Source organism: Enterobacter sp. Acro-832 (assembly GCF_011752745.1).
Classification (GTDB): Bacteria; Pseudomonadota; Gammaproteobacteria; order Enterobacterales; family Enterobacteriaceae; genus Enterobacter; species Enterobacter quasiroggenkampii.
In genome coordinates, this window is the sequence record NZ_VWWX01000002.1 from 857,452 (window position 1) to 881,149 (window position 23,698).

General features: G+C 50.1%; 16 protein-coding genes and 2 pseudogenes. 7 read left to right on the top strand and 11 right to left on the bottom strand.

From position 1 onward, the window contains the following. Window positions 1-99: 99 nt before the first annotated feature. The 6 genes from F3J31_RS10620 to F3J31_RS10645 all read right to left on the bottom strand — a co-directional run bounded on the left by F3J31_RS10620 (window position 100) and on the right by F3J31_RS10645 (window position 6,215). Window positions 100-282 carry a hypothetical protein gene (locus F3J31_RS10620; RefSeq protein WP_223540366.1) on the bottom strand — a complete coding sequence of 61 codons (183 nt, stop codon included), beginning with the start codon at window positions 280-282 and terminating at the stop codon, window positions 100-102. A 147-nt stretch (window positions 283-429) separates the two neighbouring features. Continuing rightward, window positions 430-1,182 carry a fumarate/nitrate reduction transcriptional regulator Fnr gene (gene fnr / locus F3J31_RS10625; RefSeq protein ID WP_006174991.1) on the bottom strand — a complete coding sequence of 251 codons (753 nt, stop codon included), beginning with the start codon at window positions 1,180-1,182 and terminating at the stop codon, window positions 430-432. Between the two features lie 183 nt (window positions 1,183-1,365). Beyond that, complete coding sequence (ogt, locus tag F3J31_RS10630; RefSeq protein WP_167212954.1) at window positions 1,366-1,881, bottom strand: methylated-DNA--[protein]-cysteine S-methyltransferase; 516 nt, start codon at window positions 1,879-1,881, stop codon at window positions 1,366-1,368. 10 nt (window positions 1,882-1,891) lie between these two features. Then, a complete protein-coding gene (gene abgT / locus F3J31_RS10635; RefSeq protein WP_167212956.1) occupies window positions 1,892-3,418 on the bottom strand; it encodes a p-aminobenzoyl-glutamate transporter in 1,527 nt (508 codons plus the stop codon). A 41-nt stretch (window positions 3,419-3,459) separates the two neighbouring features. After that, window positions 3,460-4,905, bottom strand: a complete 1,446-nt coding sequence (locus F3J31_RS10640; protein WP_167212958.1) for a M20 family metallopeptidase — start codon at window positions 4,903-4,905, stop codon at window positions 3,460-3,462. After that, window positions 4,905-6,215: a M20 family metallo-hydrolase gene (locus F3J31_RS10645; RefSeq protein ID WP_167212961.1), complete on the bottom strand. Its 1,311-nt coding sequence runs from the start codon at window positions 6,213-6,215 to the stop codon at window positions 4,905-4,907. The genes F3J31_RS10640 and F3J31_RS10645 overlap by 1 nt, the downstream gene beginning before the upstream one ends. A gap of 175 nt (window positions 6,216-6,390) precedes the next feature. Between F3J31_RS10645 and F3J31_RS10650 the strand changes: the two genes are divergently transcribed. Continuing rightward, window positions 6,391-7,302, top strand: a complete 912-nt coding sequence (locus tag F3J31_RS10650; RefSeq protein ID WP_023292606.1) for a LysR family transcriptional regulator — start codon at window positions 6,391-6,393, stop codon at window positions 7,300-7,302. 356 nt (window positions 7,303-7,658) lie between these two features. Continuing rightward, window positions 7,659-8,222 carry a DNA endonuclease SmrA gene (gene smrA / locus F3J31_RS10655; RefSeq protein WP_045910355.1) on the top strand — a complete coding sequence of 188 codons (564 nt, stop codon included), beginning with the start codon at window positions 7,659-7,661 and terminating at the stop codon, window positions 8,220-8,222. 27 nt (window positions 8,223-8,249) lie between these two features. Here smrA and F3J31_RS10660 read toward each other — a convergent pair whose 3' ends face one another. Further along, on the bottom strand, window positions 8,250-9,911 hold the full coding sequence (locus F3J31_RS10660; RefSeq protein ID WP_048030711.1) for a methyl-accepting chemotaxis protein: 1,662 nt from the start codon (window positions 9,909-9,911) through the stop codon (window positions 8,250-8,252). A gap of 143 nt (window positions 9,912-10,054) precedes the next feature. Here F3J31_RS10660 and F3J31_RS10665 point away from each other — a divergent pair, with 143 nt between their 5' ends. From F3J31_RS10665 to F3J31_RS10675, 3 genes and pseudogenes are all read left to right on the top strand, one after another. After that, complete coding sequence (locus F3J31_RS10665; protein WP_039025407.1) at window positions 10,055-10,921, top strand: aldo/keto reductase family oxidoreductase; 867 nt, start codon at window positions 10,055-10,057, stop codon at window positions 10,919-10,921. Window positions 10,922-11,080: 159 nt separating this feature from the next. Beyond that, complete coding sequence (gene umuD / locus F3J31_RS10670; RefSeq protein ID WP_045910357.1) at window positions 11,081-11,515, top strand: translesion error-prone DNA polymerase V autoproteolytic subunit; 435 nt, start codon at window positions 11,081-11,083, stop codon at window positions 11,513-11,515. Beyond that, window positions 11,499-11,807: pseudogene (locus F3J31_RS10675) on the top strand (DNA polymerase V subunit UmuC); the annotation flags it as partial. The gene umuD and the pseudogene F3J31_RS10675, both read left to right, overlap by 17 nt. A 1,200-nt stretch (window positions 11,808-13,007) precedes the next feature. Here F3J31_RS10675 and F3J31_RS10680 read toward each other — a convergent pair. The 4 genes from F3J31_RS10680 to F3J31_RS10695 all read right to left on the bottom strand — a co-directional run bounded on the left by F3J31_RS10680 (window position 13,008) and on the right by F3J31_RS10695 (window position 17,829). Further along, window positions 13,008-14,324: a putative phage abortive infection protein gene (locus tag F3J31_RS10680; protein WP_167212964.1), complete on the bottom strand. Its 1,317-nt coding sequence runs from the start codon at window positions 14,322-14,324 to the stop codon at window positions 13,008-13,010. A 367-nt stretch (window positions 14,325-14,691) separates the two neighbouring features. Next, window positions 14,692-15,812, bottom strand: a protein-coding gene (locus F3J31_RS10685) for an IS3 family transposase (RefSeq protein ID WP_167212967.1) whose coding sequence is annotated in 2 segments (ribosomal slippage) — window positions 14,692-15,554 and window positions 15,554-15,812 — 1,122 coding nt in all. Because the reading frame shifts where the segments join, the coding sequence is not laid out codon by codon here. Between the two features lie 329 nt (window positions 15,813-16,141). Beyond that, the gene (locus tag F3J31_RS10690) at window positions 16,142-17,407 is read right to left on the bottom strand and encodes a Y-family DNA polymerase (protein ID WP_167212969.1); all 1,266 of its coding nucleotides are present in this window, start codon (window positions 17,405-17,407) and stop codon (window positions 16,142-16,144) included. A 2-nt stretch (window positions 17,408-17,409) separates the two neighbouring features. Beyond that, window positions 17,410-17,829, bottom strand: a complete 420-nt coding sequence (locus F3J31_RS10695) for a translesion error-prone DNA polymerase V autoproteolytic subunit (RefSeq protein WP_167212972.1) — start codon at window positions 17,827-17,829, stop codon at window positions 17,410-17,412. Window positions 17,830-18,005: 176 nt separating this feature from the next. On the opposite strand from F3J31_RS10695, the gene F3J31_RS10700 reads away from it, so the two are divergent. Next, window positions 18,006-22,580, top strand: coding sequence for an AAA family ATPase (locus F3J31_RS10700; RefSeq protein WP_167212975.1), 4,575 nt, complete (start codon window positions 18,006-18,008; stop codon window positions 22,578-22,580). Window positions 22,581-22,720: 140 nt separating this feature from the next. Beyond that, a pseudogene (umuC, locus tag F3J31_RS10705) lies at window positions 22,721-23,695 on the top strand (translesion error-prone DNA polymerase V subunit UmuC); the annotation flags it as partial. Window positions 23,696-23,698 lie beyond the last annotated feature (3 nt).

Consider the following 23,698-nt stretch of genomic DNA (forward strand, 5'->3'; position numbering starts at 1 on the left):
TTACTACTGTCACCACAGTCTGTAATTAAAAGAGTAACCTATATATCCTGAATGAAACAGAGGGGAGGTTTTGCCAGATCAATAATTCATGAAAATTTATCAGAGGAAAAGCACCGTGGTCGTTACCGCAACAAACGCAATAAACAGCAGCACCATCACCGCTATCGCAAAGGTCGTGGAATCCTGAACGTAGGTTTTTTCCTCCCCCTTCATTGGGCCGACAAGCATGATCCAGATGAAGATAAAGGTCACGGAGGCAATCACGACTGAAACGAAAAACAAACTTTCTCTCAATTCATAACCTCAACGAGAACCTTTTGGGTGCTGTGTGGGGACGTGCTACGGTGAAAAGGTCAGATAAAGGACGGGGTGACAGGCCAGACCGCTAAATCAGGAAAATTTATCGGTCTGGCTGTATACGTATGGCGTTTACGCCACGTTGCGGGCGTGCCCGGCAAGAACGGCCAGCGCTTCACCGTTTTCGATAGTGATATATTTACCCTTAACGGCCAGCATCCCGCTTTTCTGGAAACGACCCAGCAGACGGCTGATGGTTTCCACCGTCAGACCCAGGTAGTTACCGATATCGCCACGCGTCATGGTCAGACGGAATTCACGCGGCGAGAAGCCACGCTCGGCGAAGCGGCGGGAGAGGTTGTAGATAAACGCGGCCAGGCGCTCTTCTGCGTTCTTTTTAGAAAGCAGTAGAATCATGTCCTGATCGCCTTTGATCTCACCGCTCATCAGACGCATCATCTGCTGACGCAGGTTAGGCATCTTGCCGGACAGATCGTCCAGGGTTTCAAACGGAATTTCGCAAACCATCGAGGTTTCGAGTGCCTGAGCAAAGCTCGGGTGATGGCCCGTACCGATGGCATCAAAGCCTACCAGGTCACCTGCCAGATGGAAGCCGGTGATCTGCTCATCACCCTGCTCGGTGATGGTGTAGCTCTTGATGGTGCCAGAACGGATAGCATAGAGCGATTTCAGTTCGTCTCCCGCTTTAAACAGCGTCTGCCCTTTCTGAATAGGCTTTTTACGCTCGATGATATTATCAAGCTGATCGAGTTCATGCTCATTCAGGGTAAACGGGATACAGAGCTGGCTGATGCTGCAATCCTGGCAATGGATAGCACAACCGCCAGACTGAATGCGTCGTATAATTCGCTTTTCCGGGATCATAGGTTTGCTCAAGCCTTAATTGATATTGGTCAATTTTAACATCTTTTTGGTAAGTACGTAAGCCTGACAAACCCTCAATAAGGACAAGAGACGACAATGCGTCGCCATCTTCTTGAAATTCCACAGCTTGATTATGGATTTTTAGCCTAACCGGTAGAAAATTAAGCACAAAAAGCCTGGGAACTAGAGCAAAAGATACCCTTCGTGACGCAGTAACCACTCTTTTCGCTGCACGCCACCGGCATAGCCGGTCAGGGTACCGTTGCGGCCAATAACGCGATGGCAGGGCACCACGATGCTGACCGGATTAGAGCCGTTCGCGGCGCCTACGGCACGTGCGGCCCCTGCGCGACCTAACTGCTCCGCGAGCTGGCCGTAATGCATCACCTGTCCGCAGGGAATGGCCCGCAGCGCCTGCCACACTTCGCGCTGAAAAGGCGTGCCTGCCGTGGCGGTGGGCAGCGTGTCGATGATGCTGAGATCGCCTTCGAAGTACGCCGCTAGCTTGTCGCTCAGTCCACCCGGATTAATGGCGCGGATACGTTCATACCCCTGTGAGCGGTAGTGAATCGCAAGCAGTTCTTCCATGCGGTCGCTGTGCTCTTCCCACTCAACGGCGCGCAGACAAAACTGCTCGTCCGCGAGCACCCACAGCGGGCCAAGCGGCGTCGCAATCTTGTCTTCGAGTAATCTCAGCATCCTCATTCCTTTAGTTCAGCCTCGGGTAAATCCCCGGTCCAATCGGCAGGCCGACAAGATACCATGCCACCAGCATCACCAGCCATACCCCTAAAAAGATAAGCGGGTAGGGTAAAACCAGCGAATAGTAGGTACCCAGTTTGGCCTCGGGTTTATAGCGCTGGAGGAAGCCTAAAAACAGCGGAACAAACGGCGAAACCGGCGCCAGCGGAATGACCGAAGAGTCCGCGATGCGGAACAGGATCTGCGCGAAAGCCGGGTGGAACCCCAGCATCATAAACATCGGCACGAAGATCGGGGCCAGAATCGACCAGATGGCGGAACCGCTGGCGATAAACATGCACAGCAGGGAGGAGAGCAGCGCCAGGCCGACAAACGCCGGTACGCCGCTTAACCCGGCCGCCTCCAGCGCGTCGGTCAGGCCCACGGCCATAAACTTGCCCATGTTGCTCCAGTTAAACATCGCCACAAACTGGGCCAGCGGGAATACCATCACGATAAAGCCCGCCATCTCCTTCATCGGCTCGATCATCAGCTGCGGCAGATCGCCCTGGCGACGGATTTTACCGGTGGCGATACCATAGGCGAGCGAAACAACAAAGAAGAAAAGGATAATCAGCGGCACGATGCCCTGAATAAACGGCGAGGGCAGGACGGTATGTTTAACCGGATCGCGCAATATGCCGTTTTCCGGTACCACCATCAGCGCCACCGCGGCAATAAACGCCAGCGAGACAATCCCCGCCACGCGCAGGCCGAAGCGCTGCTCTTTGCTCAGGGTTTCCAGCTTTTCATCACTGCGGCCTTCCCATTTACCCAGCCGCGGCTCGACGATCTTATCGGTAATCAGCCCGCCGACAATCGTCAGGACAATCACCGAGCTTGCCATAAAGTACCAGTTGTCGATCACGCTGACGTGCATGGCCGCATCAATGGTTTTCGCCGCCTCCGTACTGATGCCCGAGAGCAACACGTCGGTGGTCACGATCAGCAGATTGGCGGTAAAGCCGCAGCCCACGCCTGCAATCGCGGACAGCAGCCCCGCCACGGGATGGCGCCCGACGGCGAGGAAGATCAGCGCCCCCATCGGCGGCATGATCACCAGCGCGGCGTCGGAGGAGATATGGCTGAAGAAGGCGATAAACAGCACCATGTAGCTCGCGTAGCGCGCGCTGACGTGAGAAGCCATCTTCACCATCAATGCAGGCAACAGGCCGACGCGTTCAGCCAGCCCGGCGCCCAGCACCAGCGCCAGAATGGCGCCGAGCGGGGCGAATCCGCTGAAGTTTTTAATCACGTTGGGTAAAAACCAGTGCAGCCCTTCAATGCTCAGCAGGTTTTTCACCGCCACCAGGCTGCCGTCGGCCGGGCTGCGCACGCTGATGTCAAAGGCGGAGAGCACGGCGGTGGCGACCATCAAAATCACAATCAGATAGATAAAAAGCAGGAAAGGGTGCGGCACTTTATTACCGATCCTTTCAACCCAGCCATAGAGCTTACCGGATGGGGAATGCGAAGGTATGGATGACATACTCATGGGCGTTCCTCGGGACTGTTGTGTTGTTGTGTTGTGTTTTTTTATTTTAAAGGTGACGGTGTCACGCCTCGTGGGATCGGACACACGTACGGTTTTTCATCTATTTGTTGTTCGAACTCTTCACGGCATTTTTCCAGCAGCGCGGCGTCCTGCAGAAGATTGAGCGCGGTCGCGCCCATCACTTTCCCGGCCAGCAGCATGCCTTTATGGGCAATAGAGGTTCGCCCCTGAGATACCAGTTGCCAGGTGTGCAGCGGCGTGCCGACGGTAAAGCAGGGGCTGAAGCACTGGGCGACCGGCATTTTCCAGCTGACGTCACCCACGTCGGTTGAACCTGCCAACACGTTGTCGGTGACGGCATAAGGCGCGACTTCATCCACCAGCAGCGTCGCCTGATGACGACGGGCAAAGGCTTTACCCGCTTCGCCACCCGTGGCGGCAATATTTTTCAGGCTGTTTTGCAAATCGTTGGGCGTCAGCGTGGCGCGGATCTCGCGGGCAAACTCTCGCTCCTCGTTGGTCCACTCCGGCGTGCCGTAGTGCTGCAGGGCGCGATACATCGCCGCCTCAAGCGTGCGGTTCGGCAGGTAGCTGGAGCAGGCTTTATCAAAGCGGCATTCGACGGTGGTTTCGGTCATCATCGCCGCGCCCTGGGCAATTTTCTCGATGCGCTCGTAGATCTGCTGCGCATCCGCCATCTCCGGGGCGCGGATCAGGTACAGCACCTCGGCCTGCGCCTGCACCACGTTGGGTGAAATCCCGCCGGTATCGGTAATGGCGTAATGGACGCGCGCTTTCTCGATAATGTGTTCGTTAAGGAAGTTGGTGCCGGTGGTCATCAGCGTCACGGCGTCCAGCGCGCTGCGTCCCAGGTGAGGGGAGTTGGCCGCGTGCGCCGCCACGCCGTGAAAACGCCAGGCGGCCTGAATATTCGCCAGCGTGCTGACGTTAAACATCCCGGCAAAGGCTTCCGGGTGCCAGGTGACGGCGGCATCGACGTCATCAAACAGCCCTTCGCGCACCATAAAGGTTTTCCCGGAGCCGCCTTCTTCACCGGGACAGCCGTAAAAACGCACCGTTCCGCTGCCGCCGTGCTGCTCCAGCCAGCTTTTCACCGCCACCGCGCCCGCAAGCGCCGCGGTGCCTAAGAGGTTATGTCCGCAGCCGTGGCCGTTAGCCCCCGGCGTGGCGGTTTGCGCGGTCGCGCAGTGTGCCTGCTGGCTTAACCCGGCCAGCGCGTCGTACTCGCCCAGCAGGGCGATAACCGGTTTTCCGCTGCCGAAGCTGGCGATAAAGGCATTTGGAATACCGCCTGCCTCGCGGGTCAGCGTGAAGCCTTCGGCTTCCAGCTCGCTGGCCAGCCGTTCGGCGGACCAGACCTCTTCAAAGCGGGTTTCGGGGCGATCCCAGATCGCGTCGGCAATATCGGTTAACGTCCGACATCGCGTATCGATCGCATCGGCAATAAAAGCGTAGTTCTCCTGCATTACACACCTCGCGTCCACGGGAAATTCAGCGCAGTTCGCGCCAGCGTTTCGATGGCGACAGGCATCACCTGCTCATCGAAGTCGAATTTTTCGTTGTGATGTCCGGCGCTCAAATCCGTGCCAAACACCATATAGGACGCCATGCCGCCGTTCTGCTGCACGCGGGCCATCATCAGCGTGGCGTCTTCGGATCCGGCCGGGGCTTTCACCTTATCGATGGCGTGAACAACCCCTGAAACCTGGCTCGCCTGTTCGCGCAGATAATCAACCCAGGCCGGCGTCGGCGCGCTGGAGGTGGCGGCCCCCATCAGGCGCATCTCCGCGCTCACGCCGTAGAGCGCCGCCGCGCCGGTAATCACCGCCTGCGCGCGTTCAAAGACATACTGATTAATCGCTTCGCTTTCACCGCGGGTTTCAACCTTAATCAGCGCATTCGCGGGCACCACGTTGCGTCCGCTGCCCGCCTGCATCACGCCGACGTTTACCCGGGATGCGCCGTCGCTGTGCGGGGCGATGCTGTGCAGGGCGAGGGCGGCCTGCGCGGCGGCGAGCAGAGCGTTACGACCGTCCTCCGGCTTACCGCCCGCGTGTGCGGCCACGCCGGTGAAGCTCACGTCGAACTTGGTGGTGGCCATAAAGTTATCGCTGCCGCAGATTACCGTCCCGGCAGGCACGCCAGTACCAATATGAATGGCCGTGAAATAGTCCACGTCATCCAGCGCCCCGGCGGCAACCATGGCGCGCGCGCCGCGCGTTCCTTCTTCGGCAGGCTGGAAGATCAGCTTGATGGTGCCGTTCAGCCGGGCTTCATTCTGCTTAAGCACCTGTGCCAGCCCCAGACCAATGGTGGTGTGGCCGTCGTGTGCGCAGGCGTGCATCATTCCCGGATTGCAGGAGGCAAACCCGTCGCGGAACGGGCGATGGCTGTTGTCGAGCGCTTCGCTTAAATCAAGGGCGTCCATGTCCACGCGAAACGCCACGGTTGGGCCAGGGCGGCCGGTATTCAGGGTGGCAACAATGCCGGTAAAGCCGCCTTCAAACGGCGCCAGCCATTTCTCAGGCGCGCCTTGCTTGCGCGCGCGGGCAAATTCTCGCGCCAGGGTCGCGTCATCGGGCAGCCCCATCCGGCTTTCGGCATCGACGACGTCGCGCCCCATCGCCAGCGCGTAACCCAGCGAATTCAGGGTCTCCGCGACTTTCGCGGCGGTACGAAACTCTACCCAGCCGGATTCCGCATAATGGTGAAAATCGCGACGCCACGCGCTCAGCTGCGGGGTTAACGTCTGGATGTAGTGCGCCAGTGTGTCCATATCTGTTCCTGTCATCATTAAAATATGTGAACTGCTTCACGCTGTGATAGTTTTTACTTATCACTAACCGATTTTTCACAGTTTTAACCGTTCAGGAATTACCCTCGCACATCCCTTTCCAGTAAAGTAGATGACAGTTTCTTTACTCTGATAAACAACGGTTATCGGTCGGGCTATGTCATTTCAGGTTAAATTCCATCATCTCCGGGCGTTTGTTGAAGTTGCTCGTCAGGGCAGCATTCGCGGTGCCAGCAGGACGCTGAATCTTTCCCAGCCGGCATTGACCAAATCCATCAAAGAGCTGGAGGAGGGCATGGCGGCGCAGCTTTTCGTGCGCAGGAGTAAGGGCGTCGCGTTGACCGAATGCGGCGAGGGTTTTTACCAGCGCGCCCGGCTAATTCTGGAAGAGCTGCGCGCGGCGCAGGATGACATTCGTCAGCGGCAGGGGGAACAGGCCGGGCAGATCAACATCGGGATGGGGGCCAGCGTTTCGCGCAGCCTGATGCCCGCCGTCATCACCCGCTTTCATGCCCAACATCCGCAGGTCAAAGTGCGGATAATGGAAGGACAGCTGGTGTCGATGATTAACGAATTACGGCAGGGCGAACTGGACTTCACCATCAACACCTATTATCAGGGACCTTACGACCAGGAATTTACGTTTGAAAAACTCTTCGAGAAGCCGTTTGCGGTATTTTGTCGCGAAGGGCATCCGGCAACAGGGGCAACGTCGATTAATGAACTTCTGCATTATAACTGGACAATGCCGACGCCGCGGGGAAGTTATTATAAGCAGTTAGAAGAGGTATTTAGCCATCGCTCGCAAATACCGCGAATTGGTGTGGTCTGTGAAACCTTTTCCTCCTGTATTAGCCTGGTTGCGCAAAGTGATTTTCTAAGCATATTGCCGCAGGAGCTAGGGTGTGACCCGCTGCTGGCGCACCGCCTGGTCATGCTGCCGGTTGTCGAATCGCTTCCAAAAGCAGCATATTATTTAATTCAGCGCCGCGATTCACGTCAGACGCCCCTGGCTGAATCATTAATTACACAGTTCAGGCGGGAAGCGAGGAAAATAATCGTGGCGTGAAAGTGAGATAATAAAAAAACAGGATCTGCCCGACATCAGACAGATCCTCCAGTACACACAGCAGTGCGTCCTTTCGCCAATCCTGAGTATTATATCCATGAAGCAGGTATATTTAGGTATAACACCTTTCCCGCAAAATGAAAGGATATTGAGTGTTTGATTTTACGAAAATTTAACACAAATCACTTATTTCATTTTTGCTGAAATTTTAGTTAAGTCATATTTAAGTTTATTTTATAAATACTATATATATTCATCAGGTTAATATTTGTTGCGCACGACGGCCTGTAACGATGATTGAGGCCTGTCTCGGGCGCAGGTATAGTACCGTCCTCAGTTGTAGCCGGAGGATATCCATGAACCCTGACGACAAATCCTTTTTTCTTGACGCCATGGAAGATGTCCAGCCGCTGAAGCGTGGCCCGGATATTCACTGGCAGCCCAGCCGCAATACGCGGACGCGCCAGGAGGTGGATAGTGAACAGCTGGATAACTTCCTGACGCTGGATTTTCTTGACCTTCTTCCCCTGGAAGAACCGCTGGCGTTCCAGCGCGAAGGGGTGCAGCAGGGCGTTATCGATAAGCTGCGCTCGGGTAAATATGCCCGCCAGGCCAGCTTAAACCTCCTGCGCCAGCCCGCCGAACGCTGCCGTCAGATGCTCTATTCTTTTATCTGCCAGGCCAGACGTGACGGGTTACGTAACCTGATTATCATTCACGGGAAAGGGCGGGAGCAGAACTCACATCCTAATGTGGTGCGCAGCTATCTGGCGCGCTGGTTAACCGAGTTCGAGGATGTACAGGCCTTCTGCGTGGCGCTGCCGCATCACGGCGGCAGCGGGGCATGCTACGTTTCACTGCGCAAATCTGATGAAGCAAAACAGGAGAACTGGGAGCGGCACGCCAAGCGCAGCCGCTAGCGGGCGATATTCTCGCCTGCCTGAAACTCAGAAGGTTTCCCAGTTGCTGTCGGTGGCGGCGTTTGCGGTTGCCGGGCGCAACAGCTGGGGCGTCTTCACGCTGGCCGGGCGCGGGGTGACCGCTTTTTCTTTTCCGTTCAGACGGAACGCGGCTACCGCCTGGCGCAGCTGTTCGGACTGATCTTCCAGCGCCGCTGCCGCCGTGGCGGACTCCTGCACCAGCGCGGCGTTTTGCTGCGTCACGCTGTCCATCTGCGAAACGGCCAGGCTCACCTGCTCAATGCCGCGGCTCTGCTCGTCAGAGGCAGAGGAAATCTCGCCCATGATATCGGTCACGCGGGTAACGGCGGCGACGATTTCCTTCATGGTGGTGCCGGCCTCGCTAACCTGCTCAGAACCGGTATTCACCCGGCTGACGGAGTTTTCGATAAGCCCTTTGATCTCTTTCGCTGCCTGCGCGCTGCGGCTGGCTAGCGTACGGACCTCGCCCGCGACAACCGCAAAGCCACGCCCCTGTTCCCCGGCGCGTGCCGCTTCCACCGCGGCGTTAAGCGCCAGAATGTTGGTCTGGAACGCAATGCTGTCAATCACGCTGGTAATATGCGCAATTTGCTGCGAACTGTCGGCGATTTCGTTCATGGTGCGAACCACGTTATCCACGACGTGACCGCCGCGCGCGGCCGTTTCAGAGGCGTTTTTCGCCAGCAGCGTGGCCTGACGGGCGTTATCGGAGTTCTGTTTAACCGTCGCGGTCAGCTCTTCCATGCTGGCGGCGGTCTCTTCGAGCGAGGCGGCCTGCTGCTCGGTGCGGGCGGAAAGATCGTTACTTCCTGCGGCAATTTCGCCTGCGCCGGTGTAGATGGAATCGGTGCTTCCGCGCACGGCGCTGACGGTGGTTACCAGCGACTGCTGCATCTCATGCAGGCCCGCGGCCAGTTGACCCATCTCATTGCGGCCCGAGATAGCGATATCCTGCGTCAGGTCGCCCCCTGCAATGGCGCGAATATGGTTCATAATGGAGTGGAGTGGTTTTAACAGCAGGTGCTGTAAACCCTGCCAGATGACCACCAGTACCGCGATAACGGCCAGCAGAATTGCCGCCAGCGTCCACTGCATCTGCGTAAAGCTGCTCTGGTTCTCTTCGGTTGCGGCCTTCAGCAGGGTGTTGTTTTCGGCGCGCCAGCGGTTATAGACCGCTTCCATATCGTCCTGCGCCTGCTGCGCGTCCAGATCGCCATAGGCCTGATAGTTATCGGCGCGCAGATACTCAATCGATAAACGCATGACTTCGTGCATCTGGTTCCATGATTTCTGCATCTCGTCGGTCAATGCCGCCTCCTGGCCCTTAACCTGCGGCAGTTTCTGCCACTCTTTGTTATAGGCTTCGGCTTTTGCCAGCGAGTCGCTTGCGGTGCCCAGCAGTTTATTGATCGCCGCAAGGGAAGCCGGGTCACGCTGGTTTTTCAGGTAGCGGATCGCCACGCGGGTGACGGTGACGCGCGTTTTCACCAGCGTGTTCACGCTGTCGCTCAGGCTTTCCTGCTGGGCGTTGAGCACGCCGGAGTTCTGGAAGTTATGGCGATCGTTGCTGACGGCAGAGTAGAACAACCCTCCCGTGACAACTTGCAGCAGACAGAATATGGTGAGGGCAAAGATAATACCGGTAATCACGTGCAGATTTTTCAGCATAGCGGTCGTCCGTTAGAGAAGATGCAGGGTTACTTCATTACTATCGTCGTAGAGAATGTAAACTTTAATTAACTCGCGCTTAACTAAAGGCTCCCAGAGGGAACCTGTTGTAAATCCGGATCATTTTTATGAGGAAGGTCAACATGAGCAGCATTGATAAAAGCGGGACATACGCGCTTGGGACGCGGACGGTGAAACGGTTGGGCTACGGCGCGATGCAGCTGGCCGGGCCGGGCGTCTTTGGGCCGCCGAAGGATAAGCAGGCCGCGCTGGACGTGTTACGCGAGGCCGTGGCGGCGGGGGTGAACCACATTGATACCAGTGATTTTTATGGCCCTCATGTCACCAACCAGCTGATCCGAGAGGCGCTTCATCCTTATCGGGACGATCTGACGATCGTCACCAAGATTGGTGCCCGTCGCAACGACAAAGGCGCCTGGCTGCCGGCCTTTTCCGCGCAGGAGCTGACGCAGGCGGTGCATGACAACCTGCGTAATCTGCAGCTGGACGTGCTGGACGTGGTGAACCTGCGGATCATGTTTAGCGCGCACGGGCCAGCGGAAGGGTCGATTGCTGAACCGCTCTCCACCCTGGCAGAATTACAGCAGCAGGGGCTGGTGCGGCATATTGGCCTGAGCAACGTCACGGCCACCCAGGTCGCGGAAGCGCAGAAGATGGTGCCGGTGGTGTGCGTGCAGAACATGTACAACATTGTGAACCGGGGTGATGATGCGCTGGTGGATCTGCTCGCGCAGCAGGGGATCGCGTATGTGCCGTTCTTCCCACTGGGCGGCTTTACGCCGCTGCAATCGTCCGGGCTGAAGGCTGTCGCGGATTCACTGGGCGTCACGGCAATGCAGGTTGCGCTGGCATGGCTGCTGCAGCGTTCCCCGAATATTCTGCTGATCCCGGGCACCTCTTCCGTGGCGCATCTGCGGCAAAACCTCGCGGCGGGGGAACTGCAGCTGCCGCCTGACGCACTGGAAACATTGAATACGCTGATGGACTGATCGTCACAGGCGCAAAGCCCGACATGCGCTTCCGGGCTTTGCGCGTTTTAAATCTTCTGACACTTCAACGCGTTTGGGTTCGCTTCCGGAAATGACCTTGATCCTTGGCCACAATCCGTAATACTGTATTTATATACAGTATCTGGCGAGAAAGGCATTATGGACACTCTCTTTTCTTATCATCCAAACCAATCTATTGAATTACCGTTGTTTGCAGAGCGTGTAGCCTGTGGTTTCCCCAGTCCGGCTCAGGATTATGTGGAGGATCGTCTCGATCTTAACCGGCTGGCAGTAAGACATCCCAGTGCGACCTATTTTATCAAGGTGAGTGGAGACTCCATGATTGGCGCGGGGATCGGCGACGGCGATCTGCTGGTGGTCGATCGTTCGTTAAATGCCGAACATGGGGACATCGTTGTGGCGTCGGTCGCCGGTGAGTTTACGGTGAAGGAGCTACAGACGCGCCCGGCTCTGAGACTTCTGCCGCATAATGCCCGCTATCAGCCGATTACCTTTCAGTCCGAAGAGGAGCTGCAGATCTTCGGCGTCGTCACCCACACGCTTAAAACGCATAAACATGTTCGCGCTGGTTGATGTGAACAGCTTCTATGCCTCCTGCGAGAAGGTATTCCGCCCCGATCTGGAGGGGAAGCCCATCGTGGTGGTGTCCAACAACGACGGCTGCATTATTTCACTGTCGCGGGAGGCAAAGCAGTTCGGCATAAAAATGGGTGAGCCCTATTTTAAATTCAAAGAAAAACGGTTTCCGGAACGGGTTTACGTCTTCAGTTCAAACTATGCGCTGTATGCCGACCTCAGCAGTCGGGTGATGCAGACGCTGACCGATCTCGCTCCGGCCATAGAAATTTACTCGATCGATAAGAGTAAGTTACTTAGTGTGGGCGTCTCAACAAAGACATTCATTCTATGGACACTGATTCGTGCCTCATCAAAAAAATTTTCGTATACGAAAAAATGCGATGCAAGAACTCTCTTAAAATGATTAAGGAAGTGTGCTTCCAAGTATGGAACTTCCCGCATAAGACCCTGACAAGTTAATCATGACTGAAGTTTTCTGGCTAGTGGCGTAACAGAGGTCAGTATATATAGAGGCAAATCTAGCGAGTCAAAGTAGGAAATCATAACGGAATTTTTTAAAAGTTGTCCTTATCTATGTTTTTTATACCGGTTTTTACCCCAGTAACATCTGCAGATGTAACCATTTGCTTAAACACATACCTCTTATGCACTTGACCACGTGCGTAGGGTGACTAATCGAAAAACACCTTAGTGTTTAATGCCATTAAATAGCATTATTTCATTTTTGTATGCATATCTTGACTCTTTTAAATTACAGTTCTTGATTTTAATCACTTATAAGTGACAATAATGGCAAGTTAATCGTTGTTCACTGAGAATGTAAAAATCTGATCTTTTAGTAGAAGCTGGTGATAAGCCTTTTTGTCATATGGTTACAAACGAAAAAATTGATACGCAGGCAAATATGTTCACTTAGGGTGAAAGATAACCTCAAATATCATCTTCTACGTCGATGAAATGAAGAAAATATTGGATGCTTCGAGGCCTCAGGAAGCTTTAATTCAGAATTGCTCGTTATTTTCTCTGCTGAGGTGCACCTAGCAGAGCTGTAAGGCTTATATCTAAGGCATCCTCAAGACCTTTTAAAGTTAGCGGAATGTGTTCGGGTGGAAGAGACGGAGATTTGCATAAAGCGCAGGGCTGCGTTATACACTTATATTTTTTGTGAATACTGCCATAACTGCTTTCTTCATAAGAATCGATTAAGAATTCGAAGACTTCCAGTACCTCTGCATAAAAACAGCAGCTAGCCGTTTATCACTCCTGAACATGCATGAACTGTCGATCCTACCTTTGTCTTTCCGCAACCTAAATATTTTATGAAGCGTACATAACTTCTTGCCTAAACGAAATTCTGCGCACAGTATAACTGAGTTATTAATAAAAAAGTAATATAATAGCTTCTAATGCAATCAACACATAAGGATTGAAACTACACAACTAGTTCATGTATTAGTTGTGTAGTACATTATGGCGTATGAGGATTTTAATGGGATGAATCTATCATTTTGTTTTGAGGGGTTATTATTTGCTGGATGATGTTTTTTCTAACGTTAAAGAAATACAAGTGGCATTCTTTAATATATTTTAGTCTCCATTCGTCATTTAAATATGAAATGGTTTTTAGATACCCATTGAAATCAGATACACAATCAATAAGATAGCCTACATCCGCATCTAACTTTGGATAACCTTCTTTATGCAGGGTTATAAATTTGAGACCGCTGTTTCTTGTGATTTCACCATTGTTGACCTTGTTAATTAATTTTAAAATATCATAGCGGTTTAGTTTTTTGCTTTTTTCTATTTCTTGTGCTTTTATTTTCTTTTCATTTTCACTTGAAAATCTCCAGTGATAACTTGTTACGCTAGCACCTATAAAACGGCCAAAAAAATAATCAAGAGGGTTGTTCTTGTATCTGACATCTGAGTTTTGCGCTATAATATAGCGCAATTCAATCACTACTGTATTTAGCATGCTTTTAGTGATGGCATGCATAGGGTTCTTAAAAATGCATGAGACGATGAACGGTATCTTTGGGAAAACGACTGAGTGCTCGTCCAGTATAAAAGACGAGTTTAGCTTGCTCAAGTAAGAAATCCACGAGTCTCTTATTCTATCCTTCGCTATACTAAAATCGTTATCTATTACGTCTTTGCTGCTGATTGCATTGTCATATCTTATATTGAAAAACAGAGCATGCTCAAAAAAAGAAAATTTTTTAAGTAATAATTGATATGCGCCAAAATCATTTACTTCACCATTCTCATAAGTATAACTTGCATTAACTGCAATTAGTAGCATTATATCATTTCTGATGAGTGAGCGAACGAGTGAAGAATATTTTTTCTTTTCTTTCAGATTTTCACCTTTGGAATAAAAATCTTTATCTATATGACGTAATAAATGATATAGGACTCGCATGTAAGGGCTTATTATTGAATGTCCTTTTAGTCTGTTAAAGGCAAGCAGGTGATTTGTTCCATCAATAATTTGCTGTAACAATATTTTACCTTTTTTAGTATCTAAATAATCCTTTAATTGAATGTGGTAACTATTATGCTGATCTAGTAACAGAGTGAATTGCTTGATGAAATCATCTTTTTGACTGTTTTTAGTGGCCTGTGCAAGGGTACTTTGAGCCACTTTAGTACTATTTTTTGCAGCGTTGGCGGCTTTTGCTGTATAAAAAAGAACAAGTGCAGTTAATATTGCTCCTCCACTTGTAAAAATGCCTACTGTCTCATTCGTATGAGTTGTATAAAATAACCAAGCCGAGTTTAAAATTTCAATCAAGTCCATGTGAGCCTCATAATGTGATACTAGTTACATGTTAATATATTACACGTGCATTATCATGGTTTTTTATCGTCTACAGTTTTTTGTCAGATCCACTTTAGCTTTGTTGGGCTGTGAGCATGACTGATGAGTCGCTGTGTTTTGTAGTTCTCGTTCTAAATCTCATCATCCGCTTTCCATCAATTCTTTTGCTGAGGTTATGCGACTGGTCTCGGGATTTCATTGGACATACGAATATGATTTATCTTAACGCCTGGCAAGCTACCTTTAGTTCTGCGTTGAAAAATTATGCAGAACTATATCGGACTGGCTGAACTACTATGCCAATGATAGTGCCAGTGTGACCTGCCCCCAGGATTAGATACAACCTTCAGTTAGTAATGTCGGTTGGTTTTTCTTCATATTTCCTGTTTCGCCAGTCCGTTGCGAATTCAGCTGGTGTCTGGTAATCCAGCGATGAATGGGGACGGCACTCGTTATAATCCTGCCGCCAGTCATTAATCGTTTTCCGGGCATGAAGAATATCGCTGAACCAGTGTTCATTCAGATACTCATCGCGAAAGCGTCCGTTAAAACTCTCAATAAATCCGTTCTGCGTTGGCTTACCTGGCTGGATAAGCCGTAGTTCCACACCATGCTCAAAGGCCCATTGATCGAGCGCGCGGCAGGTAAATTCCGGGCCCTGATCGGTTCTTATTGTCGCCGGATAGCCCCTAAACAGCGCGATGCTGTCCAGAATACGCGTGACCTGAACGCCTGAGATACCGAAAGCAGCGGTGAGCGTCAGACACTCCTTCGTGAAATCATCCACACAGGTCAGGCACTTGATTCTCCGACCGTTGGTCAGTGCGTCCATAACGAAATCCATCGACCATGTCAGGTTCGGCGCATCCGGGCGCAGAAGCGGAAACCGTTCAGTTGCCAGCCCTTTACGGCGTCGTCTGCGTTTTACGCTCAGTCCATTAAGGTGGTAAATACGGTATACTCGCTTGTGATTGACGTGAAGGCCCTCCCGACGCAGCAGCTGCCAGATACGGCGGTAGCCAAAACGCCTGCGCTCCAGTGCCAGCTCAGTGATGCGCCCTGATAAATGCGCATCAGCCGCCGGACGCTGAGCCTCGTAGCGGCAGGTCGACAGAGACAAAGCAGTAAGCCTGCAGGCACGACGTTGCGACAGACCGGTCACATCACACATAAACTTAACGGCTTCCCGCTTGTGGTCTGTCGTCAGTACTTTCGCCCCAGAGCCACCTGAAGCGCCTCCTTATCCAGCATGGCTTCGGCAAGCAGCTTCTTGAGGCGGGCGTTCTCCTCTTCAAGAGATTTAAGCCGCTTCACCTCAGGAACTTCCATGCCACCAAACTTCTTGCGCCAGGTGTAGAAAGTGGCATCGGAAATGGCGTGCTTACGGCAGAGCTCACGGGCAGAAACCCCGGCTTCCGCTTCGCGAAGAATACTGATGATCTGTTCGTCGGAAAAACGCTTCTTCATGGGTATGTCCTCATGTGGCTTATGAAGACATTACTAACATCGGGGTGTGTTAATCAACGGGGAGCAGGTCAAAACGTTTAAAATGGCATCGCCTGGAATGGTTGATTCCATCATGGAGATAAAGGCAGAATTGTATCTTCCGATACACTGATTGGACCGAATGATAAGGTGATTGCAGTACTTGCTATCGCCGCTGATGCTGTCCTGATGATGAGAAACGTGAGATAATTTGGACGGTTCTTGGCGTCTTTCCTAGAAGAAAGGATAAGCTAATACCGTAAGGCTGCTATACAGCTATCTTCCTCTTTTCTAATTAACAATTTTTGATATTACTTAACGGTGAGTAGCTCAGCAAACCGTGTCGTGTATCGAGGTGAGAGCATTTTCCGTTTCATTTGCCATTGTTGCTGAATACCTTGTCCCGCAAAGTAAAGTGTTCCACGGCCTTCTTCAGCATTCAGATGATCTAATACATCCATTAACTTTTGGGTATTTTTCCTTGGTGCATTTTCGTCAAACAGATTGAGTTGTGCGACACCTTGGCTATAAAAATCTCCCAGCATCACTCCGGCTTTCTGGTATCGACATCCACTTTTCCATATTGCATCTAAACAGCGCGTCGCAGCAGCTATGATATCTCTGCTGTCCTGAGTTGGTGTGAGAAGCTTCATCGAGGCACTATTCCCGTAATAGGGCTCGTTAACCGCGAAGGGAGACGTTTTCACAAATGCCGAGATAAATCGGCAGTGTTGATGTTCCAGACGAAGTTTCTCTGCAGCACGGGCTGCATAGCTACAGATAGCCTGACGTATCTCCTCGTATTCGGTGATGCGTTCGCCGAACGAACGAGAACAGACTATTTCTTGCTTTACCGGTGCGAACTCCTCCAGCTCAAGACAGGGCTCACCCCGCAATTCACGGACCGTCCTTTCCAGAACGACATTGAAGTGTTTTCTGATGAATCGTATGTCGGTTTCTGCAAGTTGCAAGACTGTCTTGATCCCCATAGTGTCAAGTTTCTTCGTTATGCGTCGTCCTACCCCCCAAACCTCGTCTACCGGTAGAGCAGCCATCAATTTTCTCTGGCGATCTACATTCGATAAATCAACCACACCCCCCGTCTGTTCTTGCCATCGTTTCGCCGCATGATTCGCCAGCTTTGCCAGAGTTTTTGTCGGAGCGATCCCTACCCCTATAGTTAGGTGGGTGCGTTGCAGAACAGTAGCTCTCATTTCTCGTCCAAACTCGAGAAGGTCGCGACAGTTACGCACGCCTGTAAGGTCACAAAAGATCTCATCAATTGAATATATTTCGCTGCGAGGGGAAATCTCTTCAAGCGTAGTCATCACCCTGTTGGACATATCAGCGTAAAGTTCATAGTTGCTACTAAAGCACACCACACCATGATGCCTGAACAGATCCTTTTGTTTGAAATACGGTTCACCCATCTTCACGAAGGGTTTTGCTTCTGCTGAACGGGAGATGACGCAACCATCGTTATTTGACAAAACCACAACAGGCCGGCCCTTCAGGTCCGGACGAAAAGCGGTTTCGCAGGATGCATAGAATGAGTTCACATCACACAGTGCAAACATACTCAACTCGCAGCTTTCACGATATAGGTCACAACGCCGAACACTTCTAGACTACCTTCACTGCCTATCATAATAGGCTTATACGCAGAGTTTTCAGGTTTGAGCATGACAAAAGGATGCAAGTGCAGACGCTTAACCGTGAATTCACCATCGACAGCTGCAATGACGATACTGCCATGTTCAGCCTTGCGGGAGCTATCTACTACCAGCAAATCACCTTCGCCGATTCCGGCATCAATCATGGAATCACCGCTGGATTTAACGAAATAGGTCGCGCTGGGGTGTTGAATCATCAGTTCATTCAAATCAATACGGCGCTCAACGTAGTCCTGTGCAGGACTTGGAAAGCCGCAGGGAGCAAGGTCATTGAACATAGGGAGTGGCACTATCTGGAGTACCTCTGTAGGTGTGAAAAAATGCATTATGATCACCGTTGTCTTTTGCTGTATGTATATACAGTATTGTATGCCGATAGCAAAGATCAAGGGGAACTATAAGTGGTGTGGATTTAGATGGGTGATTATCATGTCCAAAAAATTTGCTGATGTTAATCTATCTGGAAGTGGGGTCAGGAATATCCTCAAAAAGGAAATAATCTATGAGTATTGCAGGTATACGTTCAAATCGCGGCGATGGGTATCAGACACTGGTTGCGTTTGACTGGGCATTGTCAGTTTTATCCGATCCGGACTTCGAATGGCTTGAAGTGGACTCGGTAAGTTACTCTGTGGATGATGTCGTTGTTAGCAAAGTTGATGGTACCGTGATCGCCTGTCAGTGCAAAAAAAATCAAACAGATTTCAAGGCATGGTCAATAGCCGATCTGGGGGAAGAACTGGACAAAGCCATTTCATTACTCGCTGATAATCCAATGGTTAATGTCCGCTTCTATTCGCGAAACAACTTTGGCGATCTTGCAAAACTCAAAGAGCATTCCTTATCCCAACCAGACGAAATTAACTACCAACTAAGTTTAGGCAAAGCCCATAAAGTACTTGATGAAACTTTGTCAGATAAACTCGCGAAAGCTGCTACCTCTCTTTCAACGTTCGAATTCCTAAGACGAACCCATTTTGTGACCAGTGATGACTTCGAGCGAATGAAAGAACTGCTGTACGAACGTCTGCGAAATTTGGTCAGCAATCCTGGTACTGCATTCCGAGCTATATGGGTGAGATTAGACCAACTGGGTGCGCGTATGGATGGCAATAGCTTATCTACCGCAAACCAGCATCGTTTGACTAAAGACGACTTGCGGGTTCTTATCCAGAATGCAGGAGCAACATTAGTTTCACCGATGGATCTTGCAGAGGTACGTCAGTCTTTTTCTAGTATCTCTGTAATTGGCCGATCCTGGCGTCGAGATATAGCTGGTCAATATATTACCAATCCAGTACTGAGCAAAATACTCGCTGCAATTGAAGCTCGAAAAAGCTCCATCTTACTTACTGGACTGCCTGGTTCAGGAAAAACCTGCGTAATGCTCGAATTGCAGGAGATTTTAGAGGAACGAGCAAAAAATTGTTCTGATATTGTGTCTCTTTTTATCCAGTCTCGGGAGTTTGCTGATCTCGCGACAACAGAAGAGCGGCAGGCTCAAGGATTGTCACAGCAATGGGTAGAGAAAGCTGCAAGGCTGGCGGAAAGCACTCATGTAATAGTCGTTGTTGATTCCTTGGATGTATTATCCATTGCCCGTGAACATCGTGTACTTCAATATTTTCTAGCCCAGATTGACCGACTGTTATTGATCCCTAATGTCACTGTTGTAACTGCTTGTCGCGACTTCGACAGGCAGTATGACAGAAGGATTGCCGAAAGACAGTGGGAATGTGAACTGAAGATTCAGCCATTAAAATGGGATGATTCAGTTGCACCGCTATTAGGTACATTAGGGATAACTACGGATGGTATTGATGTGGTAACGCGTCAATTGATATGTAATCCTCGCGAGTTAGCGCTGTTTGTCGAACTGGCCTTACGAGGTGATAGTGCAAACGTGGTAACTAGTCAGGCGCTGGCTCAACGCTATATAAATACTGTGGTGCTCTCCGACAGTGAACTGGGAGATATAGCACTTAAAGCGATTGAGGCTTTGGCAACCGAGATGCTGCGCTTACGAAGCCTGACTATTCCTCAGCAGCGTTTCCCTGCGTCTTTAGACATTCAAAGAAAACTTTGCAGCCTTAATGTCTTACAAGAAACTGAGGATGGAAGACTGACCTTTGGACATCAAACATTATTGGATATTCTTGTCATAAGCCGGGCTATTCGGGATGGTGTCACACTTAACGAATTTATAAGTAATCTACCTCCAGTTCCGTTTGTACGGCCCAGTATACGCAGTTTTATTGCTCAGCTGGCGATGGGGGAGCGTCGTGAGTTCAGAAAACAAGTCAGGGCGGTATTGACTGGTAAGGCAGCATTCCATATCAAACGTCTGGCAGCTGAATCTTTTTCAGAACAAAAACCGTTAAATGATGACTGGCCATTAATACATGATTTGCGGCAAAATCACCGGGATGTATTTCAGGTAATATATATATCCAGCATCTCGATTGAATGGCATCATTTCTGGAATAGGTTCCTAATCCCTAACCTGAAAGCCAGTCGAGATATCGAGGGTTTAGGTACGCATGTTCACCGAATTGCTCAATGGGCTAATGATGATATTTCTGGAGTGTTATCATTCTGGATGGATGTCTTGTCGCTGGATTGGTTTGGCAAGGATGAATTTGCAGATCAGCTTGCGATGCTGCTACAAGGTATTAATTCAAAATATTTAATACAGATTATTCCATTACTAAAGAAACTGCTTGCTATGCCATTGCGAGAGTATAGTGTACTTGGTGAGATCGTTGCTAAATGTAGCGACGTTTACACGGATGCTGATATATTAATTTGGCAGTATATAACAAATGGGGTTACAGATGAGAATGTTCTGGAATATAGAGCTGATAACATATTACGTTGCCGCCCCTATGAATTTGGCAATCAAAATGAGAAGTTTTTACGTAAAAGAATGGTGCAATCCAGCGCGTTACTGGATTTAGCTATAAATTCAATAGAACACTGGAGTCAATGTAGGGCATCGAAATATGGCGAAACCCGTATAGGCTATCGTTACGGCTTCCTGGGGGATACTTCCTACGAGAAAAGTAATAGCCTACAAGATAAGCATCATGCTGACAGCATACATGTTTTGTTTGATGCAGTTGAAGCAGGAGTTCACTTCAATGCTAAGCAAAACACTGATTGGTGGCAAAGAAATAGTGAGCGTCTTTGCTTTAATCAAGAAGGTGCGTTGCTATATTTTGCTATTCTGGCATGCACTACGTCTCCGGGATACAATGTCTCACTGATAAGTCGTATGTTATGCAACCGAAACATACTTGAGTTTGAACTTTCATATGAGCTAGGTGCGTTAATACAATCAGCCTTCAGATTACTTTCTTTCACAGAACAAGATGCAGTAATGAAAAATATCTTAACTTTACGGGAGGAAGACGCGGATGGCGAGGTGGATATCTGGACATTGAAAGCAAAAGCAGAGTTAATTATATCAATCCCTTGTTACCTACGCTCGCCTGATGCTCAGGCTGTGGTGGATTGTTATGAGAAAAAATCCGGTATATTGTTCTGTCAACCTCATGCCCATTTGCAAGCTAGTATTGTTAGAGCACCATTTTCGTTTGAGGAATTTTTTAACCTTAGTGATGACGGCGTGTTGAAACTTCTGACACACTATAATGGTCATTCAGAATGGGACAGCATTGAGTTTCTAGTTGGTGGTCAGCAGGAAGTGGGGAGACAATTGCAAGAAGCCTGCTCTCGCCAACCCTCTAGGTTCTTAAGTTTTATGTCTAATCATTGGACTTCAATACCTGATAGTTTTCGTGATGATATTATGAGAGGTGCCACCACATATCTGGCTCACCGCTGTGGCAACCTAATACCTAATGAGGGTTGGAAGCCGATAGAAAATTCTGACAATCGACTATTAGTAAGTCAGATACTAGATGAGTTGGAAAAGCATTCGATGCAATGGAAACAGCGACGGATCATGGCTAAAGCCCTCGAAGCCTGCTCTAATATCATACATGACCAACAAACAGCAGATAGGTTAATTTTCCTTGCTGTAGGCTTTGCGGAACTTGATGAAGAGGACCCAATTAAGGGTGACTCTATAAGTTTAATTGATTTAGGGCTAAATATGGCAAAAGGTGCTATTGTCGAAGCACTGATGATCCTCGCTGATAATTTCAACAGAAATGAATGTGAATATCCTACGTTGTTGGAACCTGTATTACGCTGGTTCGCCAGTGATAAGCATCCAGCAATTCGTGCAATCCTCCTGCGTCGACTACCAGTTTTACAAAGTAAGGATATAGAATTTGGTTGGGATTTATTCCATATAGCTATGAAAAATCCTGGTGGACTTTGGAAATCAGCGGAACGTTGTCTTTATTATGGTTATCATAAGCAGTTTAATATAGTTAAGCCCATACTAGACCGCCTTCATAGAAATTGGGATGGCAACGATATGGAGGTATGGGGGCGTATTTCTGCGTTGGCATCTCTTTCCCAGTACATATCATTGGATGAATTAATAAACGATTTGAGTGTGTTGGAAAATACTGATGCATGGTATGGTGCAGTAGCTGTTTGGACAAACTTTGAAAATATTAGAGGGCACAGAGAACAGTGTTTTATTGGCATTGGTTCGGCTTTAAATGCTAATGGTATAGATTTATTTAAAATCGCTAAGCAATCAGTGCGTATTTTTCACGACAAGAGCCACCCGATCTCCGTTCCGATAGAAATTGTTAGGAGGATTTTTACGATCTATGAAAATGATTGTAGTGATCCAAATAGAAAGTCACGCCCTTTAGATTTCCATGAGTGGTTGAATTCGGTATCACAATCTGATCCAGAGCAAGCCTTAGTTGCAACCGAAATTTATTTGAACTATATGCGTCATAGTAAGCAATACATGTATGACCGAAATAATAGTCTCAATCAGTTGATGACACGCCTTTTTGGAGAAGCAGAAGAGCGGGAGGAGTCTGATGATGGTGCGATGTTGCAGCGCGTTGTAGCGCTACAAGATATCCTTCTCTCAATGGGGGTTAAGGGCATAGCTGATTGGCTAAAAGCTGCGGAGAGACCATAACTTATGAGTCTTGAAATATATAAGTTCATGGACATTTTCGAGCCAAATTGGCTTCAAAATCAAACTTTATATGGACATTATGGAGTGAAGGTAAGTGACTAATATTATTCAAGTTAATTGATGCCCATGATTGAACACTTATCCATTAAATTGACGAGGCGTTCGTGAACGTTTCAGGGATCGGTAACTGCCTTGCACTGGAAGCGTTCGGACACCAGATGCGCACGCAGGTCTTTAAAAATACGGGCTTAACCGTTGGCGTCGGCATTGCCCCGACAAAAACGCTGGCGAAGCTGGCCAACTATGCGGCGAAACGCTGGGTCAGTACCGGCGGCGTGGTCGATCTGTCGGGCCGCGAGCGGCAGCGTAAACTGCTGGCAAAGGTTCCGGTAGAGGAGGTATGGGGCGTAGGGCGGCGCATCACGAAAAAACTGAATGCGATGGGGATTACCACGGCGCTGGAGCTGGCGGAGGCCTCCTCGTGGGTCATTCGCAAACATTTTAACGTGGTGCTGGAGCGTACGGCGCGCGAGCTTCGCGGCGAGCCCTGTCTTGACCTGGAAGAGTACACCCCCACGAAGCAGCAAATCATCTGTAGCCGTTCGTTTGGTCATCGCATTACGCAATATGAAGAGATGCACCAGGCGATTTGCGCCTACGCGGAACGCGCCGCAGAGAAACTGCGCGGCGAGCATCAATACTGTCGTTTTATCAGCGTGTTTGTGCGCACCAGCCCGCATGCAGACAACGAAATTTATTACGGTAATCAGGCTTCGGTCACCCTGATGACGCCCACCAATGACTCGCGGGATATCATCCGTGCCGCCACGGAGGCGCTGGGGCGGATATGGCTCGACGGGTATCGCTATATGAAGGCCGGTGTCATGCTGGCGGACTTTTTCAGCAGCGGTGTCGCTCAGCTTAATCTGTTTGACGACAATCGCCTGCGCGCCAACAGCGCGGCGCTGATGGAGATGATCGACAGCGTCAATCACTCCGGCAAAGGGAAGATATGGTTCGCCGGGCAGGGGATTGAGAAACCGTGGGCCATGAAGCGAGAGATGTTGTCACCGGCCTATACGACGCGGTACGCGGATTTACCGGTGGCGAGGTAAAAG

Excerpts from the sequence above, each read along its gene's own strand:
- fnr (WP_006174991.1), bottom strand. The coding sequence starts at position 1,182 with ATGATCCCGGAAAAGCGAATTATACGACGCATTCAGTCTGGCGGTTGT.
- ogt (WP_167212954.1), bottom strand. The coding sequence starts at position 1,881 with ATGCTGAGATTACTCGAAGACAAGATTGCGACGCCGCTTGGCCCGCTG.
- abgT (WP_167212956.1), bottom strand. The coding sequence starts at position 3,418 with ATGAGTATGTCATCCATACCTTCGCATTCCCCATCCGGTAAGCTCTAT.
- F3J31_RS10640 (WP_167212958.1), bottom strand. The coding sequence starts at position 4,905 with ATGCAGGAGAACTACGCTTTTATTGCCGATGCGATCGATACGCGATGT.
- F3J31_RS10645 (WP_167212961.1), bottom strand. The coding sequence starts at position 6,215 with ATGGACACACTGGCGCACTACATCCAGACGTTAACCCCGCAGCTGAGC.
- F3J31_RS10650 (WP_023292606.1), top strand. The coding sequence starts at position 6,391 with ATGTCATTTCAGGTTAAATTCCATCATCTCCGGGCGTTTGTTGAAGTT.
- smrA (WP_045910355.1), top strand. The coding sequence starts at position 7,659 with ATGAACCCTGACGACAAATCCTTTTTTCTTGACGCCATGGAAGATGTC.
- F3J31_RS10660 (WP_048030711.1), bottom strand. The coding sequence starts at position 9,911 with ATGCTGAAAAATCTGCACGTGATTACCGGTATTATCTTTGCCCTCACC.
- F3J31_RS10665 (WP_039025407.1), top strand. The coding sequence starts at position 10,055 with ATGAGCAGCATTGATAAAAGCGGGACATACGCGCTTGGGACGCGGACG.
- umuD (WP_045910357.1), top strand. The coding sequence starts at position 11,081 with ATGGACACTCTCTTTTCTTATCATCCAAACCAATCTATTGAATTACCG.
- F3J31_RS10680 (WP_167212964.1), bottom strand. The coding sequence starts at position 14,324 with ATGGACTTGATTGAAATTTTAAACTCGGCTTGGTTATTTTATACAACT.
- F3J31_RS10690 (WP_167212969.1), bottom strand. The coding sequence starts at position 17,407 with ATGTTTGCACTGTGTGATGTGAACTCATTCTATGCATCCTGCGAAACC.
- F3J31_RS10695 (WP_167212972.1), bottom strand. The coding sequence starts at position 17,829 with ATGCATTTTTTCACACCTACAGAGGTACTCCAGATAGTGCCACTCCCT.
- F3J31_RS10700 (WP_167212975.1), top strand. The coding sequence starts at position 18,006 with ATGAGTATTGCAGGTATACGTTCAAATCGCGGCGATGGGTATCAGACA.